The 22,157-nt window shown below is 62.3% G+C and carries 20 protein-coding genes; 7 read left to right on the forward strand and 13 right to left on the reverse strand.

Annotation, left to right across the window (positions count from 1 at the left end):
- The first annotated feature begins 423 nt into the window (after positions 1–423).
- Together ACZYGA_RS06580 and ACZYGA_RS06585 are read left to right on the forward strand one after the other, a co-directional pair.
- Positions 424–1,683, forward strand: a complete 1,260-nt coding sequence (locus tag ACZYGA_RS06580) for a pyridoxal-phosphate-dependent aminotransferase family protein (RefSeq protein ID WP_255304417.1) — start codon at positions 424–426, stop codon at positions 1,681–1,683.
- A complete protein-coding gene (locus ACZYGA_RS06585) occupies positions 1,680–3,014 on the forward strand; it encodes an allantoate amidohydrolase (protein WP_479398656.1) in 1,335 nt (444 codons plus the stop codon). Before ACZYGA_RS06580 ends, ACZYGA_RS06585 begins: the two co-directional genes overlap by 4 nt.
- A gap of 25 nt (positions 3,015–3,039) precedes the next feature.
- On the opposite strand, the gene uraD is transcribed toward ACZYGA_RS06585, so the two are convergent.
- On the reverse strand, positions 3,040–3,573 hold the full coding sequence (gene uraD / locus ACZYGA_RS06590) for a 2-oxo-4-hydroxy-4-carboxy-5-ureidoimidazoline decarboxylase (protein ID WP_404625419.1): 534 nt from the start codon (positions 3,571–3,573) through the stop codon (positions 3,040–3,042).
- Between the two features lie 293 nt (positions 3,574–3,866).
- Here uraD and uraH point away from each other — a divergent pair, with 293 nt between their 5' ends.
- The 3 genes from uraH to ACZYGA_RS06605 all read left to right on the forward strand — a co-directional run bounded on the left by uraH (position 3,867) and on the right by ACZYGA_RS06605 (position 7,657).
- A complete protein-coding gene (gene uraH / locus ACZYGA_RS06595) occupies positions 3,867–4,223 on the forward strand; it encodes a hydroxyisourate hydrolase (RefSeq protein WP_136937878.1) in 357 nt (118 codons plus the stop codon).
- Between the two features lie 9 nt (positions 4,224–4,232).
- Entirely contained in the window at positions 4,233–5,480 is a 1,248-nt protein-coding gene (locus tag ACZYGA_RS06600) for a urate hydroxylase PuuD (RefSeq protein WP_479398657.1), read from the forward strand.
- 95 nt (positions 5,481–5,575) lie between these two features.
- Positions 5,576–7,657, forward strand: coding sequence for a methyl-accepting chemotaxis protein (locus ACZYGA_RS06605; protein WP_479398658.1), 2,082 nt, complete (start codon positions 5,576–5,578; stop codon positions 7,655–7,657).
- A gap of 166 nt (positions 7,658–7,823) precedes the next feature.
- Here the strand turns inward: ACZYGA_RS06605 and ACZYGA_RS06610 are convergent, their stop codons facing one another.
- Positions 7,824–8,468: a TetR/AcrR family transcriptional regulator gene (locus ACZYGA_RS06610; protein WP_404625424.1), complete on the reverse strand. Its 645-nt coding sequence runs from the start codon at positions 8,466–8,468 to the stop codon at positions 7,824–7,826.
- 268 nt (positions 8,469–8,736) lie between these two features.
- Between ACZYGA_RS06610 and ACZYGA_RS06615 the strand changes: the two genes are divergently transcribed.
- Positions 8,737–10,833, forward strand: a complete 2,097-nt coding sequence (locus tag ACZYGA_RS06615; RefSeq protein ID WP_479398660.1) for an oxidoreductase — start codon at positions 8,737–8,739, stop codon at positions 10,831–10,833.
- 57 nt (positions 10,834–10,890) lie between these two features.
- On the opposite strand, the gene ACZYGA_RS06620 is transcribed toward ACZYGA_RS06615, so the two are convergent.
- The 5 genes from ACZYGA_RS06620 to ACZYGA_RS06640 all read right to left on the reverse strand — a co-directional run bounded on the left by ACZYGA_RS06620 (position 10,891) and on the right by ACZYGA_RS06640 (position 13,322).
- Positions 10,891–11,244 carry a S26 family signal peptidase gene (locus tag ACZYGA_RS06620; protein ID WP_479398662.1) on the reverse strand — a complete coding sequence of 118 codons (354 nt, stop codon included), beginning with the start codon at positions 11,242–11,244 and terminating at the stop codon, positions 10,891–10,893.
- A 3-nt stretch (positions 11,245–11,247) separates the two neighbouring features.
- Positions 11,248–11,748, reverse strand: coding sequence for a superoxide dismutase, Ni (gene sodN, locus ACZYGA_RS06625; RefSeq protein WP_417285920.1), 501 nt, complete (start codon positions 11,746–11,748; stop codon positions 11,248–11,250).
- Positions 11,749–11,750: 2 nt separating this feature from the next.
- On the reverse strand, positions 11,751–11,960 hold the full coding sequence (locus ACZYGA_RS06630; RefSeq protein WP_404625429.1) for a hypothetical protein: 210 nt from the start codon (positions 11,958–11,960) through the stop codon (positions 11,751–11,753).
- 25 nt (positions 11,961–11,985) lie between these two features.
- The gene (locus ACZYGA_RS06635) at positions 11,986–12,405 is read right to left on the reverse strand and encodes a hypothetical protein (protein ID WP_191236954.1); all 420 of its coding nucleotides are present in this window, start codon (positions 12,403–12,405) and stop codon (positions 11,986–11,988) included.
- A gap of 197 nt (positions 12,406–12,602) precedes the next feature.
- Positions 12,603–13,322 (reverse strand): hypothetical protein, encoded by a 720-nt coding sequence (locus ACZYGA_RS06640; RefSeq protein ID WP_479398664.1) that lies wholly within the window; start codon positions 13,320–13,322, stop codon positions 12,603–12,605.
- A 674-nt stretch (positions 13,323–13,996) separates the two neighbouring features.
- On the opposite strand from ACZYGA_RS06640, the gene ACZYGA_RS06645 reads away from it, so the two are divergent.
- The gene (locus ACZYGA_RS06645) at positions 13,997–14,659 is read left to right on the forward strand and encodes an NADPH-dependent FMN reductase (RefSeq protein ID WP_479398666.1); all 663 of its coding nucleotides are present in this window, start codon (positions 13,997–13,999) and stop codon (positions 14,657–14,659) included.
- A 97-nt stretch (positions 14,660–14,756) separates the two neighbouring features.
- On the opposite strand, the gene ACZYGA_RS06650 is transcribed toward ACZYGA_RS06645, so the two are convergent.
- From ACZYGA_RS06650 to ACZYGA_RS06675, 6 genes are all read right to left on the reverse strand, one after another.
- Positions 14,757–15,815 carry a type II asparaginase gene (locus ACZYGA_RS06650; protein WP_217622031.1) on the reverse strand — a complete coding sequence of 353 codons (1,059 nt, stop codon included), beginning with the start codon at positions 15,813–15,815 and terminating at the stop codon, positions 14,757–14,759.
- 281 nt (positions 15,816–16,096) lie between these two features.
- Positions 16,097–17,797 (reverse strand): gamma-glutamyltransferase family protein, encoded by a 1,701-nt coding sequence (locus ACZYGA_RS06655; RefSeq protein WP_479398667.1) that lies wholly within the window; start codon positions 17,795–17,797, stop codon positions 16,097–16,099.
- 65 nt (positions 17,798–17,862) lie between these two features.
- Positions 17,863–18,702: a sulfite exporter TauE/SafE family protein gene (locus ACZYGA_RS06660; protein ID WP_404625435.1), complete on the reverse strand. Its 840-nt coding sequence runs from the start codon at positions 18,700–18,702 to the stop codon at positions 17,863–17,865.
- 245 nt (positions 18,703–18,947) lie between these two features.
- Complete coding sequence (locus ACZYGA_RS06665; RefSeq protein WP_479398669.1) at positions 18,948–20,276, reverse strand: TRAP transporter large permease; 1,329 nt, start codon at positions 20,274–20,276, stop codon at positions 18,948–18,950.
- Positions 20,273–20,815: a TRAP transporter small permease subunit gene (locus ACZYGA_RS06670; RefSeq protein WP_141392067.1), complete on the reverse strand. Its 543-nt coding sequence runs from the start codon at positions 20,813–20,815 to the stop codon at positions 20,273–20,275. Before ACZYGA_RS06670 ends, ACZYGA_RS06665 begins: the two co-directional genes overlap by 4 nt.
- Before the next feature lie 138 nt (positions 20,816–20,953).
- The gene (locus tag ACZYGA_RS06675) at positions 20,954–22,045 is read right to left on the reverse strand and encodes a TRAP transporter substrate-binding protein (protein ID WP_077376697.1); all 1,092 of its coding nucleotides are present in this window, start codon (positions 22,043–22,045) and stop codon (positions 20,954–20,956) included.
- Between the last annotated feature and the right edge of the window lie 112 nt (positions 22,046–22,157).

Here is a 22,157-nt window from a genome sequence, read left to right on the forward strand (position 1 = left end):
GTTCAGCCTCGAGGGAGGGAGCGGGCGCACGAAAGGTGTGCTCAAGCATCCGATTCAGGCGTTGCATGCCCCTTCATGGTGCTTTCCCTGCAAGGCGTGCACTGCCAGCGGGAGGTGGCGAGGACCGCTTCAGCGATTATCCCGTTATCTTGAGGGGGCGTTTACTCGTCACGCTTCCTGAAGCATCCCGCTTGGGGCCCTGACGAAGACCCGGCCAGCCCCGGCCAGTAGCGGAGAGCCTGTCCCCTGGCCGGCATGACGTGTCTGACCGGGGCTTCGTCAGGACAGGCCGGTGGGATCTGAGTATTCAACATCCGTTTCATTTTTTGATTTCTGGCGCACTTGTTGCAGTAGTCTGGTCATGGCGTTCGGCAAGCCGCCGAACCTTCCCGCATTCAATGCCCTGAAGCACAAGGAGCGAACGTGACACCGATCCCTGACCAGATTCATCCCCCGCAGCGCCTCCTGATGGGCCCGGGCCCGATCAACGCGGACCCACGTGTGTTGCGTGCGCTGTCAGCGCCATTGATCGGCCAGTACGACCCCGCGATGACGCATTACATGAACGAGACGATGCAGCTCTATCGCGGCGTCTTCGAGACCCGGAACGCGGCGACCCTGTTGATCGATGGCACATCACGGGCCGGGATCGAGGCGGTGCTGGTCTCGTTGATCCAGCCGGGGGAGCGTGTACTGGTGCCGATCTTCGGCCGTTTCGGTCATCTGCTGCGCGAGATTGCCGAGCGCTGCGGTGCCCAGGTGCACACGCTGGAATGTGAGTGGGGCGAGGTCTTTCGTCCCGAGCAGATCGAAGCTGCCATTCGCGAGGTGCAGCCAACGCTTCTCGCGCTGGTACAGGGCGATACCTCGACCACCATGTGCCAACCGCTCGAGGAGATCGGTGCCATCTGTCGCCGTGAAGGCGTGCTCTTCTACAGCGATGCCACGGCCTCGCTGGCGGGCAATCCGCTCAAGACGGACGAGTGGGGGCTGGACGCCGTCACCGCTGGCCTGCAGAAATGTCTCGCCGGTCCGTCTGGCAGTTCGCCGCTGACGCTGTCGCCGCGTGCGGTGGAGGTGGTGCATGCACGTCGGCACGTCGAGGCCGGGATCAGCAGTGGGGGCGATCGACTGGCGGAGCCGGGCGCGCGTATTCGCTCCAACTATTTCGATCTTTCCATGGTGCTCGATTACTGGGGAGAGTTGCGCCTCAATCACCACACGGAGGCCACCAGCATGCTGTATGGCGCGCGCGAGTGTGCGCGACTGCTGGTCAACGAGGGCATGGACAACGCCATCGCGCGACATGCGTTGCACGGTCAGGCGATGGTCGAGGGACTCAAGGGGCTGGGGCTTGCGCTGTTCGGTGACCAGGCACATCGCATGAACAACGTCAGCGCGGTGAGGATTCCGGATGGCCTGGATGGCGAGGGGTTGCGTCGCAGCATGCTGGAGGATTTCGGCATCGAGATAGGCACCAGCTTCGGGCCGCTGCACGGCAAGGTCTGGCGCCTCGGCGTGATGGGCTACAACGCGCGTCGCGACACGGTACTCACCACGCTGGCGGCGCTGGAGCAGACTCTGCGACGCGGTGGCGTCCAGTGTGTCGCCGGCGGTGGTGTCGGCGCGGCGCTGGACTTTTATCAAGAGCATCAGGACCAGCCGGCGGGAGAGCGGCCATGACCATTGATGTGTCCCGAGCGCGCACGACAGTGGGCATCGCCCCGCTGGAAACGGCGGCGGACGTGCTGGCAGCCTGCGATGCCCTGGCGGCGATTTCACGCAGTGACAGCGGGGTCGATCGCCGTTATCTGACGCCTGAGCATGCGGCGGCCAATGCCACCACGGAGGCCTGGCTCAAGGCGGCAGGACTTCACAGCTGGCAGGACGGGGCGGGCAATCAGTGGGGGCGATGGTGCCCGAAAACGCTCTCCAGCGAGAGCGAGGTGCCGCGGCTGGTGATCGGCTCCCATCTGGACAGCGTACCGGACGCCGGTCGTTATGACGGGATTCTGGGCGTGCTTCTGGGCGTCGCGGCGCTGACTCACTTCCAGCAGCGTGCTGAACAGGAGGGTGCCGGCTTGCCATTTGCGCTCGAGGTGGTCGGCTTTGGCGATGAGGAAGGCACGCGCTTCGGCGCGACCCTGCTCGGCAGCCATGCCATCGCGGGCAGCTGGCAACCGGGATGGGAGCTTCTGGAAGATGAGGAGGGTATCAGCCTGGGGGAGGCGCTGACCGCCTTCGGGCTCTCGGGGCAATCGGCGGCCAGTGCCAGCCTGCAAGCGACTCCGCCGCTGGGCTATCTGGAAGTGCACATCGAGCAGGGGCCGGTGCTGGAAGCCGAGAATCTGGCGCTGGGCACCGTGACGGGTATCGCTGGGGCACGTCGCTTTGCCGTCAACTTCGCCGGTCAGGCCGGCCATGCCGGCACCACACCGATGGCACTGCGTCAGGATGCGCTGTGTGCCGCGGCAGAGTGGACACTGGCCGTCGAGACCCTGGCGCGTGAGGTCCAGACAGGCAAGCGCGCTGACATGCCGGATCACTCACTGGTGGCCACCGTGGGGTGTTGCGAGTTGCGTCCCGGTGCGGTGAATGTCATTCCCGGCGCCGCGGCGTTGAGTCTGGATATCCGTGCCCTGGACGATGCACAACGTGACCGGGCGCTGGAGGAGCTGCTGCAACAGGCCCATCAGATCGCCGAGCGTCGCGGCGTCACCTTCCGTTGCGAGCAGACCCACGCCGCGAATGCCGTCGCCTGTGATGAAGGGTTGATGCAGGCAGTGGATCTCGGTATCGCCGCTACCGGACAGGCGCCTTTCCGGCTGCCCAGCGGTGCCGGCCATGACGCCATGGCGGTGAGTCACCTGTGCCCGGTGGGCATGCTGTTCCTGCGCTGTGAGCGGGGAATCAGTCACCACCCTGCGGAGGCGGTGACGGAGGCGGATGTCGCCAGAGCACTGGCGGCCTTGATTGCCAGCATCGAGGCAGTGGCCGCCAGATATTCGTGTTGATCATCGGCGGCCAGAAGGCGGCTGCCTAGCTCGCGTCCAGCAGGCCCGGCAGTCGCACTGCGGCAATGGCATCGATCTGATTCAGGGCTTCCTGAAATTCCGTCTCGGTGGATTGCGGCAGGCGTCGTTCCAGTTCGGCTAGGATGCTTGAGGCGCTATGGCCCTTCACGCAAATGATGAAGGGGATTCCGTGACGGGCCTGATGGTCGGCGTTGGCCTTGAGGAAGCGTTCGCGGGTGGCGTTATCGAGCTGGTCCAGCCCCGCGCCACGTTGTTCGCCTTGAGAGGCGGGCGTGAGACTCTCGAGCTTGCCGGCCGCCAATTCCGGGTGGGCGTCGATCAACTGGCGGCGCTCGGTCTCGCTTGCTCGGCGTACCGCCTCGGCACAGGCGCTCAGCAGGGCTTCGGTACTGGCAAAGGGGCGCTCTGCAGCGGCGCGTTCCACTACCCAGTCGGAGTGCTCATAGAGGCCGCTCAAACGACGAGCAAGTGCTTCTGGTGGCAGGGCGTTGAGGGTGTCCAGCATTGCCAGATATTCCATCGGGGTTTCGATTGGCATGTGCCTTGCTCCAGAGAAGAAAAGAGAAAAAGACGTGAAGAATCCATTGCTTGCAAGGCACATGCCGCCGCCAGACAAGCCGGGACTCGCCCTCGAGGCAGTGCGTCTGCCGGGGAGACGTGTCCCCTGCACCTTGACCGTCAGGTCAGATTAGGCGAGTGCACTCCTGCGGTGCAATGCCACCAAAGCCCTGAGCCGTGACATGCCGAGCGCCATGCATCATTGATCGGATCAGCGGCTGCATCACGGACAACGCGTCAATGTCACATGCTATCCATCACAAGGAAATGACCATGCCCAGACTTACCACGCATGTGCTCAACCAGGCTGAAGGCATCGCCGCCAGTGGCGTCACCATTCTCCTGGAGCGCCAGGATGCGCAGGGCAACTTCCAGCAGGTTGCCCGAAGCATCACCAATCAGGATGGCCGTGTCGAGGCGCCATTGCTGGAGAACGCGCCATCGAGTGACGACGATCACTCCGGCGTCTACCGCCTGACGTTCCAGATAGGGGACTACTTTGCCGGGCGTCCGGTGGGCAAGGGCATGCTCGGGCGGGTGCCGGTCGAGTTCACGCTGGAGGCCAGCGGCCACTATCACATTCCGCTGCTAGTCACTCCGTGGGCCTACAGCGTCTACCGCGGCAGCTAAGGAGCCGGCATGAGCGCATATCTCCTCGATTGGGCAATGCTGCTGACACGTTGGCTGCATGTCATGGCGGGTATCGCCTGGATTGGCGCCTCGTTCTTCTTCATCTGGCTCGACAATCGCCGCCAGCCTGCCCGTCATGCCCTCGATGGTCGTCCGGGGGGCGAGCTCTGGGCAGTGCACGGCGGTGGCCTCTACCATCTGTTTCGCCATGACGGCGTCAGTGAGACGCTGCCCAGCGAGATCCACTGGTTCAAGTGGGAGGCCTACGTCACCTGGCTGTCCGGGATGGGGTTGTTCACGCTGATCTACCTGCTGCAGCCGCAGGCCTATCTGATTGATCCGCGCGTGTTCGAGATGAGCGGCAGCATGGCCGTCGGTAGCGCACTGGGACTGCTCCTCGCAGGCTGGCTGGGCTACGAGGCGCTGTGTCGCAGCCCCCTCAAGCGCAGCGCTGCGGCGCTGTTCGTCGCGGTCGGTGTCTGGTTGACGCTGGCGGCCTGGTTCGCGACGGAGCTGTTCTCCGGGCGTGCTGCCTTCCTGCTGATGGGCGCGCTGATGGGCAGCATCATGGCGGGCAATGTCTTCAACGTGATCATCCCGGGTCAGAAGGCGCTGCTTGCCGCCGCGCAGCGTGGCGAGACCCCGGACCCGATCCACGGTCAGCGCGCCAAGCAGCGCTCGGTGCACAACACCTTCATCACGCTGCCGGCGGTCCTGATGATGATCAGCAACCATTACCCGCTGCTGTACGCCAATGACTATCGTCTCGGCGTCATCCTGCTGCTGCTGGTGACAGGGGGGCTGATTCGCATCGCCACGGTGGATCACCACAAGGGTGTCAAGCGACGTTGGGTGCCGGTGGGAGCCGTAGCGGCGCTGATCGGCGTGATCGTGCTGTGTGCACCACGCGCTCAGCCCGCTCCGGCAACGGCCGCAAGCGCCGCGTCTTCACCGTCCGTGGCGGCCAGCAACACCGCTGACAATGCGGTGATGGGAGAGAATGAGGCTCTGCGCGAGAAGGTCCGACATATCGTCGAGCAACGCTGTGCCGGCTGTCACAGTGATTCGCCGACGTTGATCGGGCTTACCGCGCCGGCGGCAGGGGTCGCCTTCAATGGCTGGGAGGACATCCAGCGTCAGTCACTGCGCATCCACCAGCGCACGGTGGTCGACAAGAGCATGCCGGTGGCCAACATGACCCAGATGACCGATGCCGAGCGTCAGATGCTGGACGACTGGTGGCAGGCGACACGCTGAGAGAGTGCCGGGTCAGTTATGCATGTCATCGCTACAGTTGTGGGGCGTTCGGCCGATAGTCGTGATACTCCACTCACGGATCGGAAACGCGCGCAATGATGACAACAAAAAGGCGACTGGCCCGCGCCAGCGTCGGCAGCAAGTTGGCCTTGCTGGTGCTGGGGTTGATGATGGTGGCCTTCATCGTGCTGGGACTGGTGTTCTCCACCGCCAGCAAGCATCAGGTGGAAGAGGGCACGGAACGTGCCCTTGCCCAGCAGCAGCAACAGATCACCAATACCATCGAACTGTTCGATACCACCATGCAGGCCAGCGTGACGCGCATGCTCAATGCCTTCCTGGCCACCATCCCGGACAATTTCACGCGGATAGAGACACGCCGCCTGCCGATCGGTCAGCGAGATGCACCGGCGCTGCTCAATGCAGGTTTCATGCTCAATGATCAATCCGGCTATCTGGCCGATTTTGCCAAGCGCACCGGAGCCCCGGTCAGTTTCTTCGTGCGCGATGGTGATGATTTCGTGCGCATTGCCACCACGCTCAAGACCGAGGATGGCTCGAGCCTGCTCGGGCTGACGCTGAGTGGTGGGGTCAAGGAAGCACTGAATGCCGGCCAGCCCTATACCGGCATGCTCTATCTCGCCGGCCATCACTACATGACGCGCTATCGCCCGATCACCGACTTCAATGACAACGTCATCGGAGCCTCCTTCATCGGAGTGGATATCGGAGCGCAGATCGATGAGCTCTACGCCACCATCACCAGTATCCAGTTGCATGACAAGGATTTCAGTCTGGTGGCCAGCACGGCGGCTGAGCAACGTGGGCAGGTATTGACCGAGGGGCCGTGGCAGGGCCGTTCATTGACGGACTTCAAGGATGAGGCGGGTCGGTCGGCCATGGCGCCGCTGTTTGCCGCCGATAGTGGCCAGTTTGAATATCGCCTGGCAGGCGAGGACAGCTCACGCATCACTCGCTTCCAGCACTACCCGGCATGGAACTGGGTCGTGGCCACCACCATCGACGAGAACGAGGTGACCGTTGGCATCACCCGTCTTCGCAATCAGGTCTTCGGCCTAGCGTTGCTGCTGGCGCTCTCGGTGGCCGCAATACTCTATTTCCTTGAGCGTCGCTTGATCAGTCGCCCGCTCGATGCCCTGGTCAAACTGGCTCAGGCACTGGCGCGTGGGGATCTTTCCCAGCGCATCACGAGCCAGCGTCAAGACGAGATTGGCAAGCTGACGGACGCCATGAACAGCATCGGTGAGGACCTGAGCCGCGTGGTCGGTCAGGTCCGGACGACCACCGTTGCCGTCAATCAGGCCGCCGGGGAGATCGCCCAGGGCAACGAGGAGCTGTCGGCCCGCACCGAGCAGTCGGCGTCGAGCCTGCAGGAAACCTCCGCCTCGATGGAGGAGATCACCACGACCGTGCAGCACAGCGCCGATTCCGCTCAGCAGGCCAGCCAGCTGGTCAACTCGACCTCGGAACAGGCACGCCGTGGCAACGAGGACATGAACAAGGCGCAGGCGAGCATGGAAGACATCAATCGCTCTGCCGAACGCATCAACGAGATCATCAGCCTGATCGACGGCATCGCCTTTCAGACCAATATCCTGGCGCTCAATGCGTCGGTGGAGGCTGCGCGGGCCGGCGAGCATGGGCGTGGCTTCGCGGTGGTGGCCCAGGAAGTGCGAACGCTGGCGACACGCTCCAGCGATGCCTCTCGTGAGATTCGCGGCCTGATCGATGAGTCCATCTCCCACACGCAGCAGGGTGTGGCCCAGGTGAAGGACGCCAGTCATGCGATGGCCGAGATTCTGTCGAGCGTCGAGCGTGTCAACGACATGATCGCCGAGATCAGCGCCGGTGCCCGTGAGCAGAGTGCCGGGGTCGGTCAGGTGAATACGGCGGTCAGCGAGCTGGATGCGATGACCCAGCAGAACACCACCTTGGTCAATCAGGTCAGTGGCGCGGCGCGCAGCATGAGTGCCCAGGCACAGTCGCTAGAGTCGTTGATGTCAGGCTTCAAGGTGGCTGGCGGGCATGATGGGGCGAACCCGCACATGTCTGATGCAAACGCTTCTCCCCGACAGGAGAGTGCGGCGTTTCATCGGGCAACGCAGTCGCCGCGTGATTCGCGATTGCGTGAGGAAGAGGAATGGGAGGCCTTCTGAACCGGACTTGGGCATCATCGCCTGACTCGAGGACTGACTCGAGAGCCGGATAGGCGCACCTCGGGCGAGAGGGACAATCCGCGACGCCATGGCACGTTTAGCAGGCCCCCATCGACGATGTGTCGATGGGGGCCTGCTGCGTATCAAGCGCGCGGTGGACACGCCTTCAGCCTGGATGACGCGCCGCGAAGCGCGCCAGTTCATGTGGCTGGCAGGGTTCACCCACGAAGATTTCCACATAGTCAGCGACGCGCCCGATGCGCTCCGCGACGCTTTCCCGGGTGCGCATCGAGAGGTAGCCGATCTGGGTCAGGTAGATGGTGCGTGCTCGGACATCGGCCTGGGATTCAGGCTGGCCATGACGCATCAGCATCGCGGTCAGTGCCTGAATGCGTGTCTGATCCGCCTGGTCGACGACGGCGGCAACGTCCTCGTTCTGCAAGCCCCAGTTGCGGATCGCCAGCTCGAAGCGAGAGCCGAACAGCGACTCATCCAGCCAGCAGTCGAAGACATTGAGCATGGCCTCCACCACCGTGGCGGCGTATTGCTCGCAGCGCCCGATCAGCCTGGCGGTATTGTGGGCATCCCAACGGGCGAGCAAGGCGGCGAGCAGGGCATCGCGGTCCTTGAAGCTCCAATAGAAACTGGTGCGAGACAGCCCCAATGTCTTGGCCAGCGTCAGAACGCGTACCGAGTCCACGCCACCGAGCAACAGCTGCTGATAGGCGGCCTCCAGCCAATCCTCGGCCTTGCCACGTCCTTCCGTTCTGGCGCTCGCACTCTCGGGTCGTGTGGCGGTGGTCTCTGACATGGTGGGCTCCTGAAGGGGCTGACAGGCGGGGGATGCTGTCGTCGGGGGCTCGAAGATCCAAGCGTGACACCCGTACGGGGGTGAGTGGCGTGGCTCGAGCATGCTGTTTGCGACAGTGAGGATTCAGTCTGCGCCAGCGGAACAAGAATGCCATTTCCAGCGACGCACGATCTGGATTCTAGGGCTATAGTCAGTTCATGTACACATGTGTACACGATAAAGGCATCTCTGTTTGTGATGTCTCATGACCTGACGTTCAGGAGGCCGCATGGCTCAGGATCCGCTGCTCACACCGTTCACGCTCAAGCACCTCACTCTCAAGAATCGCTTGATGATGACCTCCCACGAGCCCGCCTATCCCGAAGATGGCATGCCCAAGGCACGTTATCGCGCCTATCACGAGGAGCGTGCGCGCGCTGGTATCGCCTTGACCATGACAGCAGGCTCCGCCTCCGTTGCCCGGGATAGCCCGCCGGTGTTCAACAATATTCTCGCCTGGCGTGATGAGGTGGTGCCCTGGCTGAGCGAGCTGACCGATGCCTGCCATGAGCACGGTACCGCAGTGATGATCCAGCTCACCCACCTGGGGCGTCGAACGCGCTGGGACAAGGCCGACTGGCTACCTGCCGTGTCGGCGTCGCATCGTCGCGAGGCGGCTCATCGCGCCTTTCCCAAGCGGGTCGAGGACTGGGACATCACGCGCCTGATCCAGGACTATGCGGACGCCGCAGAACGCATGAAAGCGGCGGGTCTTGATGGTATCGAGCTGCAGGCCTACGGGCATCTGATGGATCAGTTCTGGTCACCACTGACCAACACCCTGGAGGGGCCCTACGGCGGCAGTCTCGAGAATCGACTGCGCTTCACCATGGAAGTGTTGAGCGCGATTCGTGCCCGGGTGGGCAACGAGTTCATTGTCGGGGTGCGCTACACCGGGGATGAATGCCTGAGTGGCGGCCTGGATGCCAGTGATGGCCTTGCGGTCTCGCGTCTGCTGCGCGATAGCGGACAGGTCGATTTTCTCAATGTGGTACGCGGCCATATCGATACTGATGCAGGCCTCACCGATGTCATCCCGATTCAGGGCATGGCCAGTGCGCCGCATCTCGACTTTGCCGGACAGATTCGTGAGGCGATGGATTTCCCGACCTTCCATGGTGCCAAGATTCAGGACATCGCCACCGCGCGCCATGCCATCGCCACCGGCAAGGTCGACATGGTCGGCATGACGCGTGCCCACATGGCGGACCCGCATATCGTGCGCAAGCTGTTGGCCGGCAAGGAAGAGGATATTCGCCCCTGTGTCGGGGCCAACTATTGTCTCGATCGCATCTATCAGGGTGGCTCCGCCTACTGCATCCACAACGCCGCCACCGGGCGTGAGCTGGAGCAGCCGCATGACATCGCACCGGCCGAGGTCGCCAGGAAGGTGGTCATCATCGGGGCGGGACCGGCAGGGCTTGAGGCCGCACGTGTCGCCGGTGAGCGCGGCCATCAGGTGGTGGTGCTGGAAGCGGCGGATCAACCCGGTGGCCAGATTCGCCTGACCGCGCAGAGCGAGCGGCGTCGCGAGATGATCGGTATCATCGATTGGCGCATCAGTCGCTGCGAGGCGCTGGCCGTCGAGATTCGCTACAACGTCTTCGCCGAGGCCGATGACGTGCTGGCGGAGCAGCCGGATGTGGTCATCGTCGCCACGGGCGGCTACCCCGAGGAAGACATGCCGCAGGCCGGCAGTGAGCTGGTCGTCTCCAGCTGGGACATCCTCTCCGGCCATGTCACGCCTGGCCGCAACGTGCTGCTGTTCGATGACGCGGGGGACCACGCTGCACTCCAGGCCGCCGAGATGATCGCCAACACCGGAGCCAGGCTCGAGATGATGACGCCAGATCGCACCTTCGCGCCGGAAATCATGGCCATGAACCTGGTGCCTTACATGCGCAGCCTGCAACGTCTCGCCGTCACCTTCACGCCGACCTATCGCCTCGGCGGTGTCGCGCGCGGTGAGGAGGGCCAGTTGATCGCCCAGATCGGCAGTGATTATCTGGATGACGCCGTAGCACAGGGCAAGGGCACCGGTGCCTACGCGGATCAGCGAATCGTCGATCAGGTAGTCGTCAACTACGGCGCCCGCCCGATGGAAGATCTCTACTTCGAACTCAAACCTTACTCGCGCAATGGCGGGGCAGTGGACTATGACGCCTTGATCGAAGGACTCGCCCAGCCTGCAGACGGCCCAAGTCCTGAGCACACCGAGCGCTCAGCAGACGGCAAGTTCCAGCTCTACCGCATCGGCGATGCCGTCGCGACCCGCAATACCCATGCGGCAATCTATGACGCGCTGAGGCTGATGAAGGTGGTGTGAGGGTGAGCAGAGAGGTTGGATATCACAGGGGAGCCATGGCAAGTGACAAAGAAAGGCTCACGTATTGTCTTGAGAGAAGGTGTGGATCACTCGCCCTTTGACTCGCCGACAAGACAGCAAGCCCATCTTTTCAGTCGAGGTACTGTCCGGATGGGTACCTTCCAGCCATAGCATGCCGTCTGGTTGTATCGCGCGGATACGCTTGATGATGCGGCCGAAGTGGGGGTGCCGTGCCACCACGATATCCCCGACGCGATAGCGCGATTTCCAGCGTTTCAGCGTGACGACATAATCTTCCGGCGCAAGGCCGGGAGACATGCTGAGTCCATTGACGCGATAGAGCCCGATGGGCATCCGTTCACGCTTTCTCCATTCATGCTTTTGCGCTTCATGTGTCGTGTCTTGGGGCATTGATCAGTCCAGCTTCGGATACACGACGCTTTCAGACGGCGGATACGGGCAGGTGGCGGTAAAGGTGGTGAGTCCCTTGGTATCCCAGAACGCCGCGGCGAATTCATTGATGAGGGTCAGCAGTTTCTCGCCCTTGTCGCGCTCGATGCCCTGTTTGCAGGCAGAGCCGGCCAGCATGATGCTGTGGACCAGTGCATCGATGTCCGGATAGGCGTCACGCTGCGGCTGCTTGAGGTAGTCGCCCCAGATGATGCGGATCTCATGCTTGGCTTTCTCGGCGTGGCTTTCCTTCTGCTCCACCAGACGGGCGAGCAAGGCCTGGTCTGCCAGCGTCAGGCTGTCCTCCTGGTCCAGCTCATTGATGAGGTCCATGAAGCGGATCACGCTGAGTGCGGCGATCTGCGCAGCGGACGGGTCATAGATCTTGCAGGGGATATCACAGTGCGCGGAGGCCGCAGGGAGTGAGACCAGTCGGTCAACGGTGCGGAGCAGGGCATGAAGCATGTTCAATCCTCCTTTTGCTGAGTGGTCTGACGTTTGTGACGCGACTGACGAATGACAAAGAACGCGGTTCCGATGACGGCTGCGATGGCGCCATAGAACAGGGTGTGAACGAGGGGGCTGCTCCAGTCACTGTGGTCATGTCCCGGGTGGGCCAGTGCCGTATTGGCGGCGGTCAACAGCAGCAGTCCACTCGCGATGAGGGGGTTCTTCATGCCATATCTCCTGTGGGGGTGAGGATCAGTGATGGACCCGCGTCGCCGCATGACGCGCGGGGGTTGGCCGATAAGTCCGCTGACGAGAGACGCCCAGCCATTGCACGGTATTCATGATGTCCATTCGCACCTGGCCACTGCCGCGCAGCAAGGCTTGCTGGTGGGCATGGCACAGGCCCGGGGCGGAAAGCGCATGGGAGAGGCGGGCATGGGCAGCCTGCAGGGCGCTCATCGCCTGCGGGTGCTGCCCTTGGGCGCGATAGAGCTCCACCAGATTCTGATAGCTCACCACCAGCGCCGTGACCCCGCCTTCCGGGTCTGCACCGGGCATCAGAAAGATGTCTGCCAGGTGGCAGGCACTGAGATAGTGCTGCTCTGCCATGACGTAGTCGCCCTGTTCGAACAACGCATTGCCTGAGCGGGTTTCACGCTTCCATTGGTCCATGAGGCCCTCCTGTGTCCGGGTGTCGTCAGCATGCTAATCTTAATGATTATGATAATAATTATCATTCAATAATGGTGCAATGCCTCGACTGCAGCAAGGGCTCAGGGAGAATCCGTCAGGGACGTCCTGTGATACGTCTCAGGCTGGCAGGGCCAGGCAGGTGATGTCAGCGAAGCACCGAGCTTGAATGGGACGGCTCATTGACGACTGGCAGTCGCCGGGGACGATTGGGGAAGACGGTTGCTGCCGCCATCAGACCCGGGTGAGGCAGAGGGTGTCGGACATTCAGGTGTCAGCGACGCTGTCGGGGCTGAGGCATAGCGCTGTCTGGCCGTGTGCATGATGGTCTCCATGCTGGCGTAGACCATGTAGAGCTCTCCCAGATGCTTGTCAGTCCTTAGCGTGGCATCGTGAAGCGGCAACAGACCGAAGCGCTTGAAGATCTTCATGTTGGCGCGGTTGCACAACCCCAGAATCCCATCACCATTTCTGGATTTCACATGGCGTGCCGCTGCTGCCATCAACAGATTGCCATGGGCGAAACGTTTGGCCTCCGGGGCCATCACCAGACGGCTGAATTCATAGATGGCACCTTCTGGGATGGAAACGACATCACTCTCGTCAAAGAGGGTGCGCGACTCGAGACCGCCAGGTGTGATGCGAATGCTGCCCAGCAAGGTATCGTGCTGTGTGTCCATCAGGCAGATATGCTGACTGTTGCTGTCGATCACGTCATCGTGGTCCGTGTGCTTCTTGAGATATGCCTTGGCGACACCATGGTGTTGGTCACGCAGCTTGAGGACCTGCTGGAAAAGTGGATGGCGACGACCGAAGAATGACACCGTCTCTCGATGGGTCTGATGCGTGAAAGAAGAGATGAACTGCGTGATGACGGCGACGTCGTGACTGTCTTTCATTCCCTTGCTGACTCCTCGTTCCCTGAGGTGGATGAGATATCTCATGCTTGCGGGATGGTAAAGCTAGCACTTTATTAGTTTTGGTGCATGTTTGTTGCGTCGCCATGACAGGTTCATGATGGGGGAATCCGGATGTCGGTCTGCGCGAGACTCCGCCCTGCGGGATCACGCGAGGACTGAAGCGCGAAGAGGGCATGGTCGGTTATTTGGCGATATCATTGGCAAAAATGTCGCGAAAATTGGGTTGATGGCATGATTCTGGGTGGTTCGGCAGACGCGGTCATCCATCGTGAGCCATCTTTCCGCCTTGCCAGTGGCGGGGGATCGTCGTCCATCGTCAGCAAGGAAATGACGCAACCTCGAATATGCCATAACGCTACCCAAGGCTCATTGCTGGCGGAGATGTGCTGAGGAAACGGTGATGTGGCGTATCGTTTCCTGTCGAGGAATTCGTCGAAAGCGATCTCACCTTCGCGAGGTTAGCCCTGGGTGACGGGCGAAAATAGCGAAGACATCGAGTCTGATGTGTCGCTTCCGATCACGAGATGCCACGAAGGGGGTTGCGGTCAATCTGCCAATCGGCCGAGATGGCAATGGAGCATGGTGGGAATGCGTGATTCAGGGGTGATGCGCTGCCAGAATCACCTTACATGACACACTTGAAGGAGTTGACAATGGCGCTCAAGATTCTGGTCTTTCTGGGGTCGGTACGGACAAGTTCACCCCCATCCCCCGCACGTCTGGGAGAGCGGGTCGCCAGATGTTGCATGGCCAAGCTTGAGGAAAGTGGTCATGAAGCGGTGTTGATCGACCCCCTGAATTACGACCTCTCGGACCCCTTCAAGCCGCTGTTTTCCTATGCACAACGCAATGCCCCGCAGGATTTGCTGACACTCGCCCAGGAAATAGAGTCGGCGGATGGCTATGTGGTGGTCAGCCCCGAGTACAACCATTCCATGAGTCCGGCACTGGCGAATCTCCTGAATCACTTCGGCAGCTCGCTCTACTCCTACAAGCCCTCGGTGATCGCGACCTATTCCGCAGGACAGTGGGGTGGCGTGCGGGCGGCGGTTAACATGCGCACCTTCCTCTCGGAGCTGGGCTGTCTGCCGGTCTCGGCGATGATCCACGTGCCCCGGGCCCAGGACGTGCTCGCTGAGGACGGCAGCTACACCGAGACTCAAGATGCCCAGAAATGGAGCGGCTATCTCGAGCGGGCCTTCGAACAACTTGCCTGGTGGGCGAATGCGGCCAAGCGCTATCACGAGAGTGAAGAGGGTGAAAAACGCCCCGGCGCGTTCACGCGCAGCCCCTCGCAGCGCAACGCGCCTGAATGAATCACTGAGTGTGGAAAAGCAACAAGGGACTGCCGTGGCAGTCCCTTGTTGCTTTGCGGGTCACTCTCACGCCGCGTCATGCCATCTGGCGGATGGCTTACTCGAAGTAGGCGCGCAAGGTGTTCATGTCATCGGTTTCGGTCAGCGCCAGCGAGAGCAGAATGCGCGCTTTCTGAGGGTTGAGTGCACCGCTGCCGATACCTTCTTCCTTGGCCGTCACGATGCCGTTGCCGGTACGCGTGCTGCGAACGACTGGCAGACCATCTTCCATCGCCTGCTTCACCAATGGCTTCAGAGTGTCCGGAATGGAGCCATTGCCGCTGCCGGCTATCACGATACCCTTGGCGCCATTGTCGAGTGCAGCGGTGAACAGCGCCGGGTCCATGTCCTGATGGGCGTAGATGATATCGACCTTTGGCAGGCCATCGAGGGACGTCACGTCAAAGTGTGGCTTGTCGGTCGGGGTCGCCGGTGTGTAGTAGAAGTGCGGCTTGCCGCTGATGAAGGCACCCAGATAGCCCTGCTCGGTCGCCTTGAAGGTGTCCATCATGATGGCATTGGTCTTGGTGGTGTAATACGCCGAACCGATGCGGTCGTTGAGCACGATCATCGCCCCACGACCCTCCGCGCCTTCATCGGCGGCCAGCGTGACCGCCTCCAGCAGATTGAAGGGACCATCGGCACTGATGGCGGTCGCCGGACGCATGGCACCCACCATCACCACCGGTTTGTCGCTTTCGACCGTGAGATCCAGGAAGAAGCCGGTCTCCTCCAGCGTATCGGTACCATGCGTGATCACCACGCCATGTGTGGCATCGGTGGCCAGCGTCTCATTGATCGATTTCGACAGCTTGAGCAGGATTTCCTGATCGATGTTGCTGCTGCCGGTATTGGCGATCTGCTCGCCCGTCACCTCTGCCACGTCTGCCAGTTCCGGTACGGCATCCAGCAGTGCCTGTACGCCGATGCTGCCGGATTTGTAGTTGGTGGTGTCCGTGGAGGAGGCTGAGCTGCCCGCTATCGTGCCGCCGGTCGCGTAGATCTTGACGCCCGGGTGATCCGCCGCATTGGCCTGAATGCCATAGGCCAGAGAACAGGCGGCGATCGAGATGGCAGCTACAAGGCGGCGAGGAGTCATGAAGGAAGCTGTAGTCATTGTGGTGAGTCGCTCTTTGTCGTTGTTGTCGGAGTTATCGATGCCAATGGCCTGTCGATACCGTGCTGTCCAATGAACATCCGATGCGTCTGTGCAGAGGCAGGCGGTTTGCCTCATGGTTTCCTCAATCATGAATAAGGAAAGTTTCATGTCATGACGAGGTCTCATCCCTGCCCCCCGGTCTGACTGGGGGAGGGAGGGGGTTGAACCATACTATTGCCAGCATCAATCTGAGCAGCAATATCTCGGCCAGCTTGTGACGCTGAGCTGGCCGGATTTCATCAGGTCAGCGCCGCGCCACCATCGCTGCGTGGGTCATGTGCGGCCTCGACCTGTCCATCCGGGTGACGCATCACCGCACCGGCGTGACCCAGCGTATCGCTGTAGGCGTCTTCCAGCACCTCTACTTCATGCCCCAGCTCCCTGAGTGCCTCCGCCATGTCACCCTCAAGGCGCGATTCGAGCTTGAGGCTGGTGCTGACATCGCCCCAGGTGCGACCCAGCAGCCAGCGTGGAGCACTGATCGCGGCCTGCAATGACATGCCGTGACGGGCGATGCGAGTGAAGACAGCGGCCTGAGTCTGCGGCTGGCCTTCACCGCCCATGGTGCCGAAGGCCATCACACGGCCATCATCGAAGCAGGCGAGTGAGGGATTGAGGGTATGGAAGGGCTTGCGGCCCGGCGCCAGGCTGCGCAGTCTGTCGGGCGCCAGATCGAACGCCAGTCCGCGGTTCTGCCACATCACGCCACTGCTCGGCAGTACCATGCCACTGCCGAACTCCCAGTAGACGCTCTGGATGAAGCTGACGGTAGTGCCCTCGCTGTCCGTGGCGCCCATCCAGATGGTGTCGCCCTCGGCGGGCTCGTAGGGCCATTCCAGGGCGGCCTGCATGTCGATCATTGCCGCCTGCTGAGTCAAGGCATCCTGCGAAAGATGTGCCTGTTGCGTCGTGATGCCGCTTTCCAGCCCGCCCTCGAGGCAGTCCGGTGAGGTGATCAGGCTGTCGCGCACCAGGAAGGCACGCTTGGTGGCCTCGATCAGCGCATGTAGGTGACGCGGTGTATTGCCCTCCGCTTCGCTGATGCCGTGCCTGGCGCTCAATTCATCGTAGAGCCCGAGAATCATCAATGTCGCCAGACCCTGGGTCGGGGCGGGCAGGTTGTATACCTCACTGTCGCGCAGACGCACCTTGAGCGGGGTGACGCGTTGGGCGTGATAGCCGTTGAGGTCCTCCAGGCGCAGCGGACTGCCGGTGGACTGCAGTTCCTGCGCCATGTGAGCCGCCAGCTCGCCTCGGTAGAAATCGTCCAGCCCGGCATCCGCCAGGCGGGCGAGGGTCATGGCAAGCGCCGGCTGACGCAGGCGGGCGCCTTCCTCGAGCGCCATCGGCTCCCCTGACTCGCTCTGACCCAGATAGCGCTGCGCAAACCCGGGTTGCCGTGACAGCACGGCCAGGTGCTTCTCGCTCAAGGCTTGCTGGCTGGCGCTGACCGCGACCCCGTCATTGGCATGCCGGATGGCCTGTCGCAACAGCGTCGCGAGGGGCAATGGCGCGCGCTCGGCGTCGGAGGTGTCTGCCGAGAAGGCCAGTGCCTCCTGCCAGCCGCCGATGGTCCCGGCCACCGTCAAGGCGGACAGCGGCCCACGGGTGGGGATGCTGTCGCCATTCACCAGGGGAGCGCCTGTCTCGTCATCGGCCACACCGTAGCCTTGCGCGGCGTAGAACTCTCGGCTGGCCAGCGCCGCGGCCGGCCCACAGGCATCGATTGCGATGGGGGCGAGACCGGGTCGCTTGATCAGCCAGAAGCCATCACCGCCGATACCATTCATGTGCGGATAGACCACGGCGATGGTCGCGGCCATCGCGACCATCGCCTCGATGGCATTGCCGCCGTCACGCAGGATGTCACGGCCGGCCTCTGCTGCCAGATGATGGGGGGCAGCGCAGGCTCCACCGAATCCTCGTCGGGTATGCATCATGGCGTTTTGCTCCTGTGAATGTCGTTGTTGTTATTGCGCCGTTGTCAGTGCGCTGAGGGCGGAGATCAGCTGCCGGAGAACAGGTCGTAGAACATGCGCAGTGCCGTGAACATCAGGAAGATGGCGAAGACCTTCTTGAGCTTGGCGGCATCCATCGCATGGGCCAGCTTGGCACCGATCGGCGCACACAGCATGGTCGCCGGCACGATGGCGGCGAAACCGAGCAGATTGACGTAGCCGATGGAGCCCGGCAGCAGGTTCGGCTCCCCGATGCCATTGAGCAGGAAGCTGGCGGTGCCCGGCAGGCTGATCACCAGCCCGAGCGCTGCGCCCGTGCCCACGGCCAGGTGCATCGGAGTGCCCAGGGTGCTGAGGGTCGGCACGCTCAGGGTGCCGCCGCCGATGCCCATCAGGGTCGAGACGCCACCGATGAAGGTACCCAGCGCACCACTGCCCAGCGGGCCCGGCAGGCCAGTGCCCAGCACGGTGGACTGACGACGGAACATGTTAAGCGCCACGAGGAAGGCGACGGTGGCGAACAGCCCCATCAGGACCGCGCCGCTGAACAGGTTGGACAGCAGGCCGCCGATGATGACGCCGATGATCACGCCCGGCAGCAGACGCTTGAGTATCGCCGGGTCAAGATTGCCCTTGGCGTAGTGGGCCCTGGCCGACATGATCGAGGTGGGAATGATGGTCGCAAGCGAGGTGCCGACCGCCTGGTGCATGCGGACCGCCTCATCGACACCCAGCAGGCTGAAGAGGTGAAAGAGCACGGGCACGATGACGATACCGCCGCCGACCCCCAGCAAGCCGGCCATCACGCCTGCAATCATGCCGGTGACAATAAGTGCGGCGATCAGACCGAGAATCCAGTGCAGTGGATAGGCTGAGAACAGTTCCATGGTGTTTCCTTGTAGTACCCGTATGGTGCGGGGTCATTCATTGCTGGTGAAAGTTGCCGACAGACGACATCGGCAGTCGAGGCATCTCCCTGGAGCGCTTTCTCTCGCGCTGTCTCCGAGGGGGTGCGAGCGGGTTGGCGAGCCAAGACATTACGCGTTGCTGAATTATCTTTTCAATGCCCTTGTGATGGCCAGGCCCCGTTGGTGGCGTCAAGTCGCCTGTCAGGCTGGCCATCGTGACCGGGTTACCAACCGATGGCGTCCGGCAGCCAGGTGGCAAGACCCGGGAAGCAGAACAGCAGCACGATGGCCATGGCCTGCAGTCCCACGAAGGGGAGTACGCCGAGATACAGGTGGCGTGTCGTGACTTCCGGTGGCGCGACCCCCTTGAGGAAGAACAATGCCCAGCCGAAGGGAGGCGTCAGGAATGACATCTGCAGATTCATCGCCACCAGTACGCCCAGCCATACCATGTCGGTGCCATAGCCGATGAAGACCGGCAGGAACATCGGCAGTGCGATATAGCTGATCTCGATCCACTCCAGGAAAAAGCCGAGCACGAACAGTATCACCATCAGGAAGATGAGAGCGCCCAGTTCTCCCCCCGGCAGCAAATTGAACAGGTCGTGCACCATGTTCTCGCCGCCCAGGCCGCGGAAGGCCAGCGAGAATGGCTGCGCGCACAACAGGATGAAATAGACCATGGCGGTGATGGTCAGGGTCGAGTGCAGGCAAGCCTTGAGCATCGGGAAGTCGAGGCGCCGCGCCAGCAGCGCGATCACGAGACTGCCCAGTGCGCCCATCGAGGCCGCCTCGGTGGGGGCGGCCACGCCACCCAGAATCGAGCCCAGTACCGCGAAGACCAGCATCAGCGGCGGAATCACGCTGCGCGCCAGATCCCTCAGCAATTCCTTCATGCCGCCAGCGGCGGCGCGCTCCTCTTCCGGAATGGCCGGGACGAGTTCCGGCTTCCACCAGCCCAGCACCAGCAGGTAGACGATGTAGATGACCGCAATCGCCAGGCCCGGCACGAAGGCGGCGGCGAACAGGGTACCGACGGATTCGCCGAGAATCTCCGACAGCAGGATCAACACGAGGCTCGGCGGAATGATCTGCCCCAGGGTGCCTGAGGCGCAGATAGTGGCCGAGGCCACGCCCGGGTGATAGCCGCGGCGCAGCAGGGTCGGCAATGTCAGCATGCCGACGGTGACCACAGTCGCACCGACGATCCCGGTGGAGGCGCCCATCAGCACGCCGACCAGAATGATCGCGATGCCCATGCCGCCGTTCACGCCACCCATGGCGCGACCGATGGTCTCGAGCATGTCCTCGGCGACCCGCGATTTCTCGAGCATGACCCCCATGAACACGAACAGCGGTATCGCCAGCAACGTGTAATTGGTGACCACACCATAGAGACGTGCCGGCATCAGGCTGAACAGCAGCGGGCCGAAGCCTGCCAGACCCGCCACGAAACCGGCCACCGCCAATGAGATCGCGACCGGAATCCCGATCAGCATCAGGATCAGGAAGCCGCCGATCATGCTGAGGGCAATCCACTCATTCGGACTCATGAAGGCACCTTGGTGTTGGATGACGTGGTGGAAGAGGCGTCGGGCATGCGGTTCGTCAATGTCAGCAAGGCGCGCAGGCAATCCGCCATGCCCTGCAGGGCAAGCGCGGCGAAACCGATGGGGATGAAGGCCTTGAGCAGGTAGCGATAGGGCAGGCCGCCGGGGTCGGGTGAGCCTTCCATCAGTTGATACGACTGCTCGGTATAGCTCAGGCCGAGCCAGGCAATGGCCGTGCCGATGGCGATGGTCATCAGTGCGCCGAGCAGATCCACCAGCGCACGCCCCTTGGGGGAAAATCGATCATAGAAGACATCGACGCGAACGTCGGCGCGATGCTTGAGGGCATAGGAAATGCCCAGCAGCGCGATGGGGGAAATCAGGTGCCACTCGAATTCCTGGAGTGGCACGGGACTGATGCTGAAGAAGTAACGCAACAGCACGTTACTGGCGACCAGCACCACGAGTGCCAACAGCGAGTAACGGGCAATGATGCCCAGCCGCTCGATGATGCCCTCGAGACAGTGGATGACATGCAGCATGACATGACCTCACGAACGCCACGACGGGACAGGCCGTGGCGTAGACAGGGGGAGCAGGGATGACACCAGCGGTGATCCGTTCAGGCACTGGGGACGTGAGCCGCAGGTACCGCGACGGGGGAGGTTCGATGTCAGCCGTCAGAGTGCCAGGAAGGTCTTCTCGCTGACGGCGGCCCATTCCTTGTGTTGATCGCGGAAGGCCATGAACGACTCGTGCACACGTGCGGTGTCCGGATCGGCGGCCGCCATGTCGGTCAGCGTCTTCTCGGTGACTTCCTTCAGGCGCGCCACCACGGAATCGGGCAACGGCTGAGCGGTGACGCCCTCGTTTTCCACCAGATCATTGAGCGCTTCGGCGTTCACCGACTCACACCAGGCCTGGCTCTCGACATTGCACGCCTGAGCGGCGGCCTTGACGATGGCCTGCAGGTCTTCCGGCAGACTCTCCCAGGCGGCCTTGTTGATCATCAGCTCGGTCACGTTGGTCGGCTCGTGCCAGCCGGTGGTGTAGTAGTACTTGGCAGCCTTCTGAAGCCCCAGACGGCGGTCCTGATAGGGGCCGACGAATTCGGCGGCATCGATGACACCGCGCTCCAGCGCCGGGAATATTTCGCCGCCCGGCAACAGGCGCACGGCGACGCCCAGCTCGGCATAGACCTTGCCGGCAAGCCCCGGGATACGCATCTTCAGGCCTTTCAAGTCCTCCACCGTGTTGATCGGCTTGCGGAACCAGCCGGTCATCTGCACGCCGGTATTGCCCATCGGGAAGGCGATCAGTCCCTTGGGGGCGTACAGCTCATGCCATAGCTCCAGGCCGCCACCGTGATACAGCCAGGCATTCATGCCCTGGGTATTCATGCCGAAGGGGACGGTAGTGAAGTACTGGGCAGCGGGAATCTTGCCGGCCCAGAAATAGGCATTGCCGGCGTTCATCTCCACCACGCCACTGGCGACGGCATTGAAGCCTTCCAGTGCCGGAATCAGCTCACCGGCCGCAAAGTGCTGGATCTTCATGCGCCCGCCCGACATGGCTTCCACCTTGCGGCAGAAGTCGGTCGGGCTACCGGGGCCCTCGACATAGAAGGGCGATCCCGGGCCGTAGGCATTGGTCATCTTCCATTGATAGGTCTTGCTGGATTCCGCGCGCACGATGGCGGGCGCACCCATCACGAGTCCAGCGGTTGAGGTTGCCAGAGCGGCACCCAGGAACTTGCGACGATCGAATGTCATGGGAGGTTCTCCTGCGGACGGATGACCAGTAGTGCCCCTGCGGCGGTGGATGTGCGGATGCGGCAAGGGGAGCCTGTACGGCGTGCTGACATCGAGGTCAGCGATCTTGTTG

The sequence above is a fragment of the Cobetia sp. BL01 genome, assembly GCF_056493605.1.